Below are 15,205 nucleotides of genomic sequence, written 5' to 3' on the forward strand. Positions count from 1 at the left end.
CATTGCCAACGACACGGAGTACGGGCTCGCGGCCTATGTCTGGTCCGGCGACGCTGCGCACGCACGGCGTGTTGCCAGCCGGCTGCGCGCGGGGATTGTCCACGTCAACGGGGCAGTTGTCGACCCCGGCGCACCGGTCGGTGGCTACAAGCGTTCTGGTAACGGACGCGAGAGAGGCATCCAAGGCCTGTCCGAGTATCTCGAGCGGAAGACTATCGCCATCTGACCGGTACGGTCGCCGGCCGTCGCGCTCCGGGCCGCCGATCGATTCCACGAAATCCATGGCAATCGTGGCGGGCGAGATTCAATAGTCTCTACCCCGATCACTGCGGCGTTGCAATGGTCATGAGGATTCGTGGCCGGTCAGGCAGGCCCGGCCGCGGATCCGCGCGCGAACTCAGCTTTTCGACCAGGAGCGCTGCGCTCCCCTTCGGTGTCTGTCGGCGGTCTAAGGAATTTGCCTCCTTGGGTATTCAGCCAGGCGGCGGCTTCCGTGTGCCTGCGACATGTATCAGGCATCAAAACGGGACTGCTCAGCGTTCATGTGTCACAGAAATCCAACGAGGAGACGACAAGAAATGAGGATGGTGGTCTCGGCAGCAATTCTCCTGTGTGTCGCTCATGGTGCAGCGAAAGCACAATCGGGCGTGACGCTTTATGGTGTGGTTGACGCGCCTATCGAGTTCGTCAACCGCATTGCCCAGGGCGCGCCCACGCTTGCCGATGGCAAGCTGACTTTCCAGCCATCCGGTGGCAGCCGTCTTTCCATGCCGTCCAGTGGCGGACTGGCCGGAAACCGGTGGGGCATTCGCGGCAAGGAAGAGCTTGGTGGTGGTGCCACTGCGTTATTTGTGTTGGAGAATGGTTTCGCCCTGGATAGCGGCAGCTCCCAGCTAGGCCGCCTGTTTGGCCGCCAGGCCTTCGCTGGCATTGCGAAGGAGAATATTGGGCAGCTGACATTCGGCAGGCAATATTCCTCGATGTTTGTGGCGCTGGCCAATTTTGTGCCACTGCGCTTTGCGCCGCTGTACGAGCCTGCCGGCGCCTTGCTCGGCGGTACGGCTCGTGCAGACAATAGCGTCAACTACCGGGGGAATTTTGGACCCCTTTCCGCCATGGCCCACTATTCATTTGGTGTCGGCGCGGCGTCGGTCGGGCCTGTACCGTTATTCAATGGGGGCGCCGGCGAGGTGCCTGGCCACGCGGGCAGTAATGCCGCGTGGGGCGGTGGTCTGAACTATGAACGTGGCGGCCTTGGTCTGAGCCTCGCTTACGACGAGTGGAATCCAAGCACTACCGTCGGACAGGAAGGAAAATCCAGAAAGGCAAGTATGGCGGTCAGCTACAACACCGGGGCCGTGAACGTGATGGGCGGGTATCGGTGGGGGCGGGCGACATACCACAACGGTAACACCCTTGCGCGCGACGATTTTTGGTGGGCCGGAGGAATATACCAAGTTAATCCCGCGCTCGGCCTGACCTTGGCCTTCTACTATTGGGATATCAAGTCGGCCCGTCTGGCTGCGACGGCTGCCAGTGCGAATCCAGTCAATCCCTGGCAGATTTCGTTTCGCTCAGCCTACGCGCTGTCCAAGCGCACGGTCGTCTACCTGACAACGGCGTACGCAAGGAATGCGGGATTGAACTTCGATACATCGTTGACCGGCTTTAGCTCCGGCTACTTTCCGACATCAGGCCAGAACGACATGCTGGGTGTGACCGTGGGCTTGCGGCATACCTTTTAGCCCCGACTCGCGCCGCGCTTGATAGCCCTCCTGCCCTGATGCCCCCGAAGTCATCCGCTTTATCCACCAGCCCATGCGCCGCGCCCACGCGGCCAGAGGAGACTCCATGGCTCGCATGCCATATTTTGACGTCAACGACATCACCGGCCGGCTCGGCGAGTTGGTGCGCAGCCGTGCGCCGCTCAACCTGTACCGGATTCTCCCCAATGCGCCTGAGGCCGCTATCGGCCTCCTGACGCTTGGAAGCGCCGTTCTCACGAAACTGGCGCTCCCGCCAACACTGCGTGAGCTGGCCATCCTCAGAGTGGGCGCACTGTGCAATGCCAGCTATGAAATCCATCAGCATCGCCAGGTGGCGCGCGCGGCGGGCTTGCCGCAGGCAAAGATCGAGACCGCGCTCAGGCCAGGCTCGACGGAAGCGCTCGAGCCGCATGAGGCGCTGGTGATCGCATTCACCGACGCCGTGGTGCGGGATGTCAAGGCGCCCGAGGCGCTGTACGCGAGCGTGGCGCAGGCCCTTGGAGATCAGCAGACCATGGAACTGCTGGTCACCATCGGCTACTACATGCTGGTGTCGCGCCTGCTGGAGAACCTGGAAGTCGATCTTGAGAACCCGCCGCTTGAACATGTGGAGATGCCCCGTGCCTGATGCCCTGCAACCCAACCCTGAACCGCAGCTCTTCAGGCCTGCACTGGGCAGCATCCGGCGCGAGGGGCGACTGGATTGCCCGCGAAGGCGGGCGGCGCTTCGTCGTGCAAGCCGACGTATCGGTCCCTGAGCAGATTTCCCGGATGGTGCGCGAAGGGTCGACCGCCATGGCGTGCGCACCGCAGCCTTGGCAACGCAGCGCTGGCTGGGCATACCAGGAGGAAACCTGGAAGCCGCGAAACAACGGCACTGCAGCGCTGCATCGGCAATGCCGTTCCGTTCAGATAACTGATTAAGCGCCACCGACATTCCGCGCAGGCAAGAGCCTGCTTTCCTGACGGCTCACTGGATCCCCGCCTGCTCGGGCACGACAGGCGCTCAACTGATCAGCATTTGTGCTCCGAGTGATCTGCATCGCTGCCCGCCGGCGTCATTAATCATTTCCCTAAACAGCCTTGCCCAGCGGCAAAGGTATCCGAGGAGACAAAGAACGTGAAGATGATTCGATTCCTGTGCCACGCCGCCCGTGGCACCATGCTGTTTGCGATGTTGCTGGGCGCTGCCGCGGATGCCGCGGCGCAGCGTCCGGCCTGGCCTGCCAAACCGATCACTCTGGTAGTCCCGTTTCCCCCTGGCGGCAGCACTGATACGGCGTGGCGCGTGTTCGGCAAAAAATTGTCGGAATCCCTCGGGCAGGCCGTGATCGTCGAAAACAAGCCCGGCGCTGGCGGCAACGTTGGCGCGGCGGCGGTGGCTCACGCCGCACCTGACGGCTATACGCTGGTGGTCGGGGCGGCCTACCTGGCCACCAGCGCGCATCTGTACAAGAAGCTAAGCTATGACCCCATCAAGGACCTCACGCCGGTGGCCATGCTGGGCACGTCGCCCGTTTTCCTGTGGGTCGACAGCCGGCTGCCTGCGCGGAACCTGAAGGAACTGATGGCGTTATTGAAGGCCCGGCCAGGGCACTACAACTATTCTTCGCCCGCCCCGGCAACGCTGCTGCACCTCGGCAGCCTGCTGCTGTTCGATCAGGCCAACGTGCAACTGGTGCACATCAACTACAAGGGAACGGTGCAGGCAATGAGCGATTTCCTTGGCGGCATCTATCCGATCTATTTCGACGTGCTGCAACCGGTGTCCCCTTATCTCAAGAGCGGTAAGGTTCGTCCGCTGGCAGTGCTGGCCGACAAGCGGGTAGCCGCAATGCCTGACGTGCCAACCACGGCAGAGGAGGGATTCCCGTCCACCGCTGTCGAGCCGTTCAACATGTTGATGGCGCCGTCCGGCACGCCGGCGACGATCGTCCAGCAACTGAACCAGGCGGCACGGCAGGTGCTGCGGGCACCCGAGGTGCGCGCGCAGCTGGAGCGAATCAATTTCGAGGTGTCCGATGGCGGTGAGCCCGCCGCGCTTGCCACGCGCCTGCGCCAGGAGTCGGAGAAGTGGGGCAAGGTCATCCGCAGCAAAGGACTGTCGGTAGATTAGGCGCAAGCCTCGCTGCATCGAATCTGTCCGCTGGATGGCGACCGACATCTAGGTCGACTTCTGCGAGCCTCAGCATCCTTGGCAACGAGGCTCCAACGAGAAGGCGCAAGGCGGGAGCGCTTGCCGCCCCCGCGCCGAGGCGTCTTCGCCACTCCCGCGGCGCGCACGCCGCCTAGGCGTTTCCTGGCCGGATTTCCAATGACGATCCTTCATACCTGCTATGAACCCCGTCATTTGATCGATATCAACGCCAAACGTATCGTTCCTTCCCAGACCTCAAACATGAAATCCGCGTCGGAACAGGAGGAGCAATGCGCATGGAGATCGAAGCGACAATCCGGGATGCGTGGTACCCGGTAGCGGTCGTCGAAGACCTGAAGGAGGGGGGTCATTACCACACCCGGCTCCTGGGACAGGACATCGAATATGGCCGCGACGATGAAGGCAGGTTTTCCGCCCGCCGTGAAGGCGGCGGCGCATGCCGCGTGCAGACCTGCTATCACACGCATTGGGTGTCGCTCGGCGAGCCGGCCGAAGCGTTCTTTGCCGTGCCTGAGTTCAGCGAGGCTGACCGGCGCATCCTCGGGGCCGGCTCCATGCGCGTCCATGTCTCGGGTCTGCGCGCGATCGAGAATTTCCTCGACATGGCGCACTTTCCCTACGTCCATACCGGCTACCTGGGCGAAGAGCCGCACACCGATGTGGCGCCGTACTCCGTCGAGTTCGACCGCGACGCCGACGAGATCTATGCACGCGAATGCCGGTTCTATCAGCCAAGAGCGGCATCGGCTTCGACCGCCGGCATCGATACGGACTACATCTATCGCGTTGCCAGCCCGTTTGTCGCCATCCTCTACAAGACCTCGCCGCCGCAGCCGACCCGGCGCGACGTGATCTGCCTGTTCGTGCAGCCCGTCGAGGAAGACTGGTGCATCGCGCACACCGTGCTGGCTTACCTGGATGAGACCTCCAGCGACCAGGACCTCCGACAGTTCCAGCAGACGATCTTCGGTCAGGACCTGATGATCTTGTCCAACCATCTGCCGCGCACGCTGCCGCTCGGCACCCGGCTCGAAGTCCCGACGCGCGCCGACGCGATGTCAGCCGCCTATCGCCGCTGGCTGCAGCAGAAGGGTATCTCGTACGGCACCTATCAAGCTCACTGACCACGCCACGCATATGGAAAACGCAATGAATACGGGCGAGCACCGCTGGTACCCGGTGGCGCGCGCCGACGACCTGCCCATGCGCCATGTCTTCCAGGGACAGCTGCATGGCATCGAACTGGCGTTGTGGCGCGCCGACGACGGCACGGTGAACGCCTGGGAGAACCGGTGTCCGCACCGCAGCGTGCGTTTCTCACTGGGCGCCAATACCGGAGAAAAGCTGCGCTGCCAGTATCACGGCTGGCAATACCGCAGCGGGGATGGCCGCTGCACGCATATTCCCGCGGCGAGCGGCGCCACGCCGCCGGCAAGCCTGTGCGCCAGGACCTTCGCCGCGGCCGAGGCCGGCGGCTACGTCTGGGTCAACCTGGCAGCCGATGCAGCGGCCCCGTTCGCAGCGGCCGGAAAAGCGCTGCCGCTGGCGCTGCGCAGCCTGGTCTTCCATGCGGGCATCGATGCGGTTGCCGGCGCACTGGCACGCTACGCAGGCTACGATGACAGTGCCGTGCCTGGCTCTGCCACGCTGGTCCGCCGTGACAACGATGTCGCCCAGGTCGACCTGTCGTGGCGCGCCGGGGAGCACGAGCGGCAAGTCCGTTTCTGGCTGCAGCCCGCTGACACCGGCAAGACTGTCGTGCACAGCACGGCCAGCGGCTGCGGCATGGTACCGGAAGCCGCCTTGCGCTGGCATAACCGGATGCTGACGGCGCTGCGCCGCGATGTCGAACACAACGCGGCGCGAACCAGCAGCACAGGCGCCGCCGCGTCCGTTGCGCAGCCACGCATCATTCCCGTCGTGCCAAGGCCGGCCGCAGCGCGCTCCAACACACACGCGGTCACCGTCGCGGCGCGCTGGATGACCGCGCAGGACATCGTGGCCTTCAGGCTGGCACCGTCGGCCGATTTTCCGCTCGCCTTCGAGCCCGGTGCGCATATCGACGTGCATACGCCCGCCGGGCCGGTGCGGCAATACTCCCTGGTCAACGCGCCTGGCGAGCGCGACAGCCTGGTGATCGGGGTCAAGCTCGAACCCCAGTCACGGGGCGGGTCGCGTTCGATGCATGAGGCGCTGCAGGTCGGCGACCGGCTGACCGTGTCCGCACCGAAGAACAACTTCCGGCTGGCCCCGGCCGCGGGCGGCCTGCTCATTGCCGGAGGGATAGGCATCACGCCGATCCTGGCAATGGCCGCGTCCCTGCAGGCCGCGCGACTGCCCTATGCGCTGCACTATTTCACGCGGGCCGAGAAACACGTCGCCTTCGGCGAGCGCCTGGCCGGGCTCGACCACCTGCAGCGCCATATGGATCTGACCGCGCAAGCCACGCGCGATGCGGTTGAGCGGGCGCTCGAGGCCACCTCGGAGGATCGCCACATCTACGTCTGCGGCCCCCGCCCGCTGATCGATCTGGTGCGGGAAAGGGCGGCTATCCGGGGTATCGCCGACGCACGCGTCCATGCCGAACTGTTCGCCAACGACGTCTCGCACCACGCCGACCAGCCATTCCGCGTCCGCCTCGGCAAGCGCGGCACGGAGTTCCTCGTGCCGGCCGGCGTCACCCTGGCCGAGGCACTGAAGGCGCAAGGCATTGCGCTGGATACCTCATGCGAGCAGGGCGTCTGCGGCACCTGCCTGACCGATGTGGTCGACGGCGAACCGGAGCACCGCGACGTTTACCTCAGCGCCGCCGAAAAGCAGAGCAACCGCTGCCTGCTGCCTTGCGTTTCGCGCAGCCGTTCCGGACTTCTGGTCCTCGATCTGTAGGGAGTTGCCGATGATTACCCTTTACGACTATGAGCTGTCCGGCAACTGCTACAAGTTGCGCCTCTTCATGAATATCCTGGGCCTGGAATACCGGAAGCAGAACGTCGAGTTCTTTCCCGGCCAGGAGCACAAGGGCGATGCCTTCCTGGCATTGAACCCCCTCGGCCAGTTGCCGGTGCTGGACGACGACGGTTTCGTCCTGCGCGACGCGCAGGCGATCCTCGGCTATCTCGCGTCGCGTTACGACGCGACGCGCACCTGGTATCCCACCAACGATCCGAAGCGGCTGGCCGAGGTCAATATGTGGCTTGCGTTTGCGGATGCGATCACCGGCACGGCATCGGCGGCGCGGCTGCACGACGTACTGCGCTATGCGCTCGATGCCGACAAGGCGCGCGCCGGCGCGCACGCGCTGTTCCGCGTGCTGGACGAGCAGCTCTGGTTCTCCGAGCGCGAGCACGCCGGCTGGATCTGCAGCGGCGATCGCCCGACCGTGGCCGACATCGCCTGCTTTCCGTATGTTGCGCTGTCCGACGAGGGCGGGATCCCGCTGATCGACTTTCCCGCGCTGCGCCGGTGGACCGACCGGGTCAGGCGCGTGCCCGGCTTCATCGTGATGTCGGGCATCTTCGCCGCGTCCGCGCCGGCGCCATAGAGACAAAAAACCATATTCCGGAGGAGACACCATGAAAACCAAGCGCTATATCCCCGCCGACTCGCGTGCCGCGGTCGATGAAGTCCTCCCGGCCGGCCGCCTGACCGTGCTCGGCATGCAGCATGTGATGGTCATGTATGCCGGAGCGGTCGCGGTGCCGCTGATCATCGGCATGGCCTTGAAGCTGCCAAAGGAGCAGGTCGCCTACCTGATCAGCGTGGACCTGTTCGTTTCCGGGCTGATCACGCTGGTCCAGGCCGTCGGCACCCGCTGGTTCGGCGTGCGGCTGCCGATCATGATGGGGGTGTCGTTTACCGGCGTCGGCCCGATGATCGCCATCGGCGCCAACCCCGAGCTGGGCCTGCTCGGCATATACGGCTCGATGATCTGCTCGGGCCTGCTCGGCATTGCCATCGCGCCGCTGGTGGCGAAAGGGCTGCGCTTCTTCCCGCCGGTGGTGATCGGCACGGAGATCCTCGTGGTCGGCCTATGCCTGATGGTGGTCAGTGCGGAATGGGCAGCCGGCGGAACCGGCCATCCGGAGTTCGGCAGCCCGAAACTGATTGGCATGTCCTTCCTGGTGCTCGCCTTCATCCTGGCACTGACCAAGTATTTGAACGGCTTCATACGCAATATCGCGGTCTTGCTGGGCATCGTGTTCGGCATGGGCGTGGCCACCGTCAACGGCTCCATCGACTTTTCGCCGGTTGGCGAAGCGGCATGGTTCGGGCTGGTGCTGCCATTCCATTTCGGCATGCCGAAGTTCGACTTCTGGGCCATCATTGCCATGTCCATCGTCATGCTGGTGACGTTCATCGAGGCGACCGGCATGTTTGTCGCGGTCGGCGAGATCGTCGGCAAGCCTGTCGACGAAGCCGCGATGGTCAAAGGTTTCCGGGCCGACGGACTGGGCACGCTGCTCGGCGCGGTCTTCAATATCTTTCCCTACACCTCATACGCCGAGAACGTGGGGCTGGTCAGCATCACCGGCGTGCGCAGCCGCTGGGTCTGCGCCATGGGCGGCGTGATCCTGATGGCGCTGGGGCTGTTCCCGAAGATGTCGGCGCTGGTGGCGCTGGTGCCCGCATACGTGCTGGGTGGCGCGGGGCTGATCATGTTCGGCATGATCACCGCCTGCGGCGTGCGGATGCTGGCGGCCGTCGACTATGACAACAACCCGTTCAATGCCTACATCATCGCCATCAGCGTGAGCATCGGCATGCTGCCGGTGGTGAAGCCCGAATTCTTCGCCAAATTCCCCGAGCAGCTGGCACCGCTTCTGCATAGCAGCATCCTGCTGGCCGCGCTCGCCGCGGTCTTGCTGAACCTCTTCTTCAACGTACTGGGCGGATCCCGGCAGGAGCAGCTGGCGGCTTCCTTGCCGGAAGGCTCGCGCTGATACCGGATCCGCCCATCCCCTTACCCACTTGCGTGCAAGGACTGCAATGAAAACCAAAGCTGCTGTTGCGTGGCAGGCAGGCGCTCCCCTGACTATTGAAACCGTTGACCTCGCCGGGCCGCGCGAGGGCGAAGTGCTGGTCGAACTGAAAGCCACCGGCATCTGCCACACCGACTACTACACGCTCTCCGGTGCCGACCCGGAGGGCATCTTCCCCGCCATCCTCGGACATGAGGGCGCCGGCGTTGTCGTCGACGTCGGGCCAGGCGTCAAGAGCCTGAAACGCGGCGACCATGTGATTCCGCTCTACACGCCGGAATGCCGCGGCTGCAAGTTCTGCCTGTCGAGGAAGACCAACCTGTGCCAGGCGATCCGCGCGACCCAGGGGCGCGGGCTGATGCCGGACGAAACCAGCCGCTTCAGTGCCGGCGGCCGTTCCATCTATCACTACATGGGCACGTCAACGTTCTCGAACTACACCGTGGTTCCCGAGATCGCGCTGGCGAAAATCCGCGAAGACGCGCCGTTCGACACGGTCTGCTATATCGGCTGCGGGGTCACCACCGGCCTTGGTGCCGTGATATTCACCGCCAGGGTCGAGGCCGGGGCAAATGTCGTGGTGTTCGGCCTGGGCGGCATCGGCCTCAACGTCATCCAGGGCGCGCGGCTGGTCGGCGCCGGCAAGATCATCGGCGTCGACATCAATCCTGCGCGGGAAGCCATCGCGCGGCAGTATGGGATGACCGATTTCATCAATCCGAAAGAGGTCGACAATGTCGTCGACCACATCAGCCAGCTCACCGACGGCGGCGCCGATTACGCCTTCGAATGCATCGGCAATACGCAGGTCATGCGCCAGGCGCTCGAATGCTGCCACAAGGGGTGGGGGCAGTGCATCCTGATCGGCGTCGCGGCGGCGGGCGAGGAGATCCGCACCCGGCCGTTCCAGCTCGTCACTGGCCGGGTGTGGAAAGGGTCGGCATTCGGCGGCGCGCGGGGCCGCACCGATGTCCCGAAGATTGTCGACTGGTATATGGAAAACAAGATCCGCATTGACGACATGATCACGCACCGGCTTACCCTGGACGAGATCAACCGGGGCTTCGACCTGATGAAGCGGGGCGAATCCATCCGCTCCGTCGTCCTCTATTAGCGCCGCGCTGAACATGCCGCGGGCAGCGCCAGCGGGGGCGCTGCCCGACCAGCGGCTACAATTTCGTCTCCACCACATTGAAGCGCATCCGCGCCGCCATGCTGCCATGGCCTGCGGGCGGGATGCCGGAGAACGTTTGCATAACGTCGATCTGAAGTCCCTGCAAGTCTTTGCCTCGCTGGTCAAGGAGTGCAACGTCACCAAGGCGGCCGTGCAGCTGAACATGACCCAGTCGGCCGTCAGTCATACGCTGGCCAGGCTGCGGGACCTGTTTCATGATCCATTATTCGTGTCGATGGGCCGCGGCCTGGTGCCGACCGCGCGTGCGCTCGAACTGGCCGAGCCCTTGCAGCGCGCGCTCGACGCGCTCGAGACGCTGGTGCGGCCGGCGGAGGGCTTCGATGCCGCAAGCTTCACCGGCACATTCCGGATCGCAACCAGCGACTACATCGGCTTTATCCTGCTGCCGCTGCTGATCCAGCGCCTGACCGCGGCCGCGCCGGGGATCGACCTGGACATCCGGCCGCTCAAGCCGCAGGACGATCTCGCCGCACTGAAGGACGGCGCGATCGACCTGGTGCTGTGGAACGAGGAAAGCGCGCCACCGAACTTCTACGTGCGCGAGCTTTTCTCGGACCGGCTGAAGGCCATGGTGCGCGTCGGACATCCGGACATCGACGGCAGCCTGTCGCTCGAACAGTTCTGCCAGGGCAAGCACCTGCGCGCCAGCAGCACCTACGGCGCGGTGAAGGAGGCCGTCAACGGACTTTACGGGGCGCTTGGGATCCGGGCACAGGCCTCGCTGACCATGCCGCATTTCATGCTGGCGCCGCTGCTGGTGTCGCAGTCTGACCTGATCGGCCTGATCGCGGAACTGACTGCCCGGCGCCTTGCCAGCGCCGTTCCCTTGCAAGTGCTCGAGCCGCCCGTCGAAGTCGGCGGCTTCACCGTTTCGCTGGTATGGCATGGCCGCCGGCATGCCGATCCGGCACACCGGTGGCTGCGCGGCGAGATTGCAGCGGTTGCCGAAGACATCCGGCGGGACCAGGCCCTCGCGGCGGCGTCGAGGGCGGGCTGACCCGCTTTACGATTTAGTTATGCTTGGCGATGGGCGGTGGCGCTCGTAAGCATGGCCTGACCGTAAGACATGTCGATCGCGCGGACCGCTTCCATCTGGCCCTTTTCCATGGATTGGATGGCGCGTGCATGATTCCCGACACACAGGCGCCGGAATAGACGCGCCCGATCACGCCGAATACAAAAGCCCGGGTGCCGACGCGCTGGCCCGCACCTAGGCCTGCGCTGCCCATTCCGGCCCACGCGCATGCAGGTGCCTGGCCGGCACGCCGAAACTTCCTTGATGACCAAATGTTGCGCGCCGCGCGACAAGGCCTTTTCCGGCCGAGCGCCGGTAGCAGCATGGCACCTGCTTCGCCGGGCCGCGGCGGCAGCACATGCGCGTGCCGGTAACGGGCGAGTTCGGCAACACCTCGTCGGCCGAGGGCAGCAGCTGCCAGACAAGTGGTCGGCTTCCGTGAGCCACCGGACTCACCTCATCCCTCGCTTTTCGCCCTGGCGCGAATTCTCCCTTCCCGAAGTGCATTCGCTGCATGTGGCACCAGTTCGCGACTACGCCCGTGCCCGTTGCCGACGCCAACGCGAGAGGCCCCCCGCAGATCCCTGTCAGAAAATGGACAGTGCAAGACGCATACGGGAAAGCGGATAGCAGGGGCTGGCCTGATGATCGGCACACAGGTTGTCCCTCCGGCAAGCCCGATCGGCAAGCCGCAGGTGCACTTTCATATTCGATAGAAGAAAGGAGACGACATGGCGAAGGTAGTCAGGATTTACGAATCGGGGGGGCCAGAGGTCCTTCGTTTTGAGAACGCAACCGTTGGCGAACCGGGGCCGGGAGAGGTCCGCGTCCGTCACGTGGCGGTCGGACTGAATTTTGCTGACACCTACTTCCGCAGCGGTACTTATCAGGTTCCGCTGCCCAGCGGCATCGGCAACGAAGCGGCCGGCGTGATCGAGGCCGTAGGGGCCGGCGTCACCCATCTGGCGGTCGGCGACCGTGTGACCTATACGGGCTTCACCAACACGCTGGGCGCGTACAGTACCGAGCGGCTAATCTCCGCCGCGCCGCTGATCAAGCTGCCGGAGGGAATCAGTTGCGAGGTCGCCGCGGCCATGACCATGCGGGGCTTGTCAGCTGCCTACCTGACGCGCCGGATCTATCCGTTCAAGGCAGGCGACACCATTCTGCTGCATGCCGCGGCGGGTGGTGTTGGCCTGATCATTTCGCAATGGGCCAAGCTGCTGGGCCTGACCGTGATCGGCACGGTATCCACCGATGCCAAGGCCGAAGTGGCGCGCGCCCATGGCTGTGATCACACGATCAACTACAGCCATGAGGACGTGGCCAGGCGCGTGCGGGAACTGACGGACGGGGTGGGTGTGTCCGTGGTCTTCGACAGCGTTGGCAAGGACACCTTCATGGCCTCGCTGGACTCCCTCAAGCGTCGCGGCCTGCTGGTGTGCGTGGGGTTCGCCTCCGGCCCGGTCACCGGGTTCGATCCGGCCATTCTGGCCCGCAAAGGCTCGGCATACCTGACGCGCCCGGGCCTTGCCGACTATATCGCCGATCCTGCCGAAAAGGCGGAGCTGGTCGATGAACTGTTCGGCCATGTGGCGGCGGGCCGCATCCGCATCGAGATTAATCAGCGCTATGCGCTGGAGGATGCGGTACAGGCGCACCGGGACCTCGAGGCGCGAAAGACCACGGGCTCGTCCATTTTTGTCATTTGACAGGACCCTTCGGGGAAACTGTCTCACCCAGTTCGACACTCTCAATATTCAAGATTCATCCAGGAGACCACCCACCATGAACTTCCTTGACGGCCACCTTTATCCCGAGAACCAGCAGCCGCTGATCATTACGGCCGCGCCCTATGCGCCGGGCTGGATTCCCTCGGACTTCCCGGAAGACATCCCTGTCACCATGGCAGAGCAGATTCAGAAGGCGGTGGATTGCTATGAGGCTGGTGCCAGGGTTCTGCACTTGCATGTGCGGGAAGCCGATGGCAGGGGCAGCAAGCGCTTGTCCATGTTCAACGAGCTGATCGCGGGGGTGCGCGCCGCCGTGCCCGACATGGTGATCCAGGTGGGCGGCTCGATCAGCTTCGCGCCCGAAGAGGGACAGGCCGCCAAATGGCTGAGCGATGACACGCGGCACATGCTCGCCGAACTCGATCCCAAGCCTGACCAGGTGACGGTGACGGTCAATACGACGCAGATGAACGTGACGGAGCACGCCGGCATCGACGACTTCAAGGGCGTGTCGCGTGGCTTCCCGCATCTCTACGACACGTACAAGGACATGATCGTGCCCTCGAATCCCAGCTGGGCCGAGGAGCACATCCGACGACTGACGGCCGCGGGCATCCAGAGCGAGTTCCAGGTCTACAACATCAACAGCTTTGAAACGATCGAGCGGATGATCCGCCGCGGCGTCTACAAGGGCCCGCTGGTGATGAACTGGGTGGCGATCAGCGGCGGCATGGACCAGGCGAACATCTACAACCTGGCCAACATGCTGCGTGCGGTGCCCGATGGCGCCGTCGTGACGGTGGAAAGCTCGGTGCTCAATGTGCTGCCCATCAATATGATCGGTATGGCCCTGGGCCTGCATGTACGGTGCGGCATCGAGGATGTGCTCTGGAACCAGAGCCGCACGGCCAAGATGAGCTCGGTCGATCAGATCAAGCAACTGGTGCGTATCGCCCGCGAATTCGGTCGTCCCATTGCGACGGCGCAGCAGACGCGAGACATCCTGAAGCTTGGCGTTTTCTACGACACCGTGGAAGAGACGCTTCAGGCCAATGGCTTCGCGCCGAATCGGAACGGTGCCCACCAGGGCTTCCTGCGCAAGCAGGAAAATCAGCCGGCCTGAGGTCAGGCTACGGTTCACGCGGCCTTCTTGCGCTGTGCTTCGCGTCAGCGTTGTTCGCACCGCATCGGGCTGCGTGGCCTTTGTCGCTGGCGTTGCCGCGTTGCCAGGGCGATGCAACTGGAACGAGCGCAGGCGGAGCGATCGCTAACAGAAAAAATATATGGAGGGTGACAATGACATTTCGAATGCAAAAGCTGCTTGCGGCCACGCTGGGCACGGCGGCGCTCGCGGCGTTGTGCGCTTCCGCATCGGTGTGGGCGGAGGATGCCTGGCCCGCGCGCCCCATACAGATGGTCGTAGCGTCATCGGCAGGCTCGGGAACCGATGCCCTGGCACGTTTGATGGCGCAACGCCTGTCGGTATCCCTGAAGCAACCAGTCATCGTTGAAAACCGGCCAGGCGGCAGTGGAGTCGTTGGGACAAACGTCGTTGTCAAGGCACCGTCCGACGGGTACACGCTGCTTTACACCACGGCATCGAACATGGTCGTTGCCCCGGCCGTACTGAAGACCATCCCCTACGATCCGAAGAAGAGCCTTGTGCCAATCGCCGAGACGGCTGAGGGTGGCGTGCTGCTGCTGGTGAGCAACGATCTGCCGGTTCACAACCTGCCGGAGCTTATCCAGTTCGTGAAGGCGAATCCGGACAAGTATGGCTACGCCACCTGGGCCACGGGATCATCAGGGCAGCTGACGATGGAATGGCTCAAGAAGCGGACTGGCATGAAGACTGATCACGTCCCGTATCGGACTTCGAATCAGTTGTTGACCGACCTCGCTTCAGGTGTCGTGAAAATCGGCTGGACAGATCCGGGCGCGCCCATTCCCTTCCTGCGTTCCGGCAAGGTCCGCGCGATTGCCATTGCAGGCAACGCGCGCGCACCGCAGCTGCCCGATGTCAAAACCATGGGTGAACAGGGCTACAAGTTCGATGCGGTGGGCTGGTTCGGCGTCTTCGCACCGGCGGGAACCAACCCGGCGATCTTGAAGAGGCTGGCTGATGAAATCAACAAGGTCCAGAAGTCTCCTGATCTCGCAGCCACGATGAAAACCATGAACTTCGGACCGCCACCGGCGAAGGCCCCGGAGCAGTTCCGCGACATGGTCAGCCACGATCTGCAGCTCTGGTCGAAGATCGCTGCCGATGCAGGGATCCAGATCGACTAGCGCCCCCCCCTTAGACCTGCAGCAAATTCAAGCTTTAGAACAGGACGAAGCGCAATCCCTCAAACCAAAC

13 protein-coding genes are annotated in these 15,205 nt (G+C 63.8%); all 13 read left to right on the top strand.

All coding sequences use genetic code 11. The annotated features are described in order from the left end of the window. The coding region (locus ACIP1U_RS30795) for an aldehyde dehydrogenase family protein (protein ID WP_400323144.1) at positions 1-226 on the top strand (226 nt) is incomplete at its 5' end. 352 nt (positions 227-578) lie between these two features. After that, positions 579-1,745: a porin gene (locus ACIP1U_RS30800; RefSeq protein ID WP_400323146.1), complete on the top strand. Its 1,167-nt coding sequence runs from the start codon at positions 579-581 to the stop codon at positions 1,743-1,745. Between the two features lie 115 nt (positions 1,746-1,860). Continuing rightward, positions 1,861-2,394 (top strand): carboxymuconolactone decarboxylase family protein, encoded by a 534-nt coding sequence (locus ACIP1U_RS30805; RefSeq protein ID WP_400323149.1) that lies wholly within the window; start codon positions 1,861-1,863, stop codon positions 2,392-2,394. 498 nt (positions 2,395-2,892) lie between these two features. Continuing rightward, entirely contained in the window at positions 2,893-3,882 is a 990-nt protein-coding gene (locus ACIP1U_RS30810; protein WP_400323244.1) for a tripartite tricarboxylate transporter substrate-binding protein, read from the top strand. A gap of 317 nt (positions 3,883-4,199) precedes the next feature. Continuing rightward, a complete protein-coding gene (locus ACIP1U_RS30815; protein ID WP_400323151.1) occupies positions 4,200-5,048 on the top strand; it encodes an aromatic ring-hydroxylating dioxygenase subunit alpha in 849 nt (282 codons plus the stop codon). Between the two features lie 25 nt (positions 5,049-5,073). Next, complete coding sequence (locus tag ACIP1U_RS30820) at positions 5,074-6,810, top strand: Rieske 2Fe-2S domain-containing protein (protein ID WP_400323154.1); 1,737 nt, start codon at positions 5,074-5,076, stop codon at positions 6,808-6,810. A gap of 10 nt (positions 6,811-6,820) precedes the next feature. After that, positions 6,821-7,465 (top strand): glutathione S-transferase family protein, encoded by a 645-nt coding sequence (locus tag ACIP1U_RS30825; RefSeq protein ID WP_400323157.1) that lies wholly within the window; start codon positions 6,821-6,823, stop codon positions 7,463-7,465. Positions 7,466-7,496: 31 nt separating this feature from the next. Continuing rightward, positions 7,497-8,864 (top strand): nucleobase:cation symporter-2 family protein, encoded by a 1,368-nt coding sequence (locus ACIP1U_RS30830; RefSeq protein ID WP_400323160.1) that lies wholly within the window; start codon positions 7,497-7,499, stop codon positions 8,862-8,864. Between the two features lie 46 nt (positions 8,865-8,910). Next, a complete protein-coding gene (locus tag ACIP1U_RS30835) occupies positions 8,911-10,017 on the top strand; it encodes an S-(hydroxymethyl)glutathione dehydrogenase/class III alcohol dehydrogenase (RefSeq protein WP_400323163.1) in 1,107 nt (368 codons plus the stop codon). 136 nt (positions 10,018-10,153) lie between these two features. Further along, entirely contained in the window at positions 10,154-11,095 is a 942-nt protein-coding gene (locus ACIP1U_RS30840; RefSeq protein WP_400323166.1) for a LysR family transcriptional regulator, read from the top strand. Positions 11,096-11,844: 749 nt separating this feature from the next. After that, on the top strand, positions 11,845-12,825 hold the full coding sequence (locus ACIP1U_RS30845; RefSeq protein ID WP_400323169.1) for a quinone oxidoreductase family protein: 981 nt from the start codon (positions 11,845-11,847) through the stop codon (positions 12,823-12,825). 76 nt (positions 12,826-12,901) lie between these two features. Beyond that, positions 12,902-13,969, top strand: a complete 1,068-nt coding sequence (locus ACIP1U_RS30850) for a 3-keto-5-aminohexanoate cleavage protein (RefSeq protein WP_400323172.1) — start codon at positions 12,902-12,904, stop codon at positions 13,967-13,969. A gap of 173 nt (positions 13,970-14,142) precedes the next feature. Further along, positions 14,143-15,135, top strand: coding sequence for a Bug family tripartite tricarboxylate transporter substrate binding protein (locus ACIP1U_RS30855; protein ID WP_400323174.1), 993 nt, complete (start codon positions 14,143-14,145; stop codon positions 15,133-15,135). The last annotated feature ends 70 nt before the right edge of the window (positions 15,136-15,205 follow it).

The organism is Cupriavidus sp. NPDC089707, assembly GCF_044748965.1.
Classification (GTDB): Bacteria; Pseudomonadota; Gammaproteobacteria; order Burkholderiales; family Burkholderiaceae; genus Cupriavidus.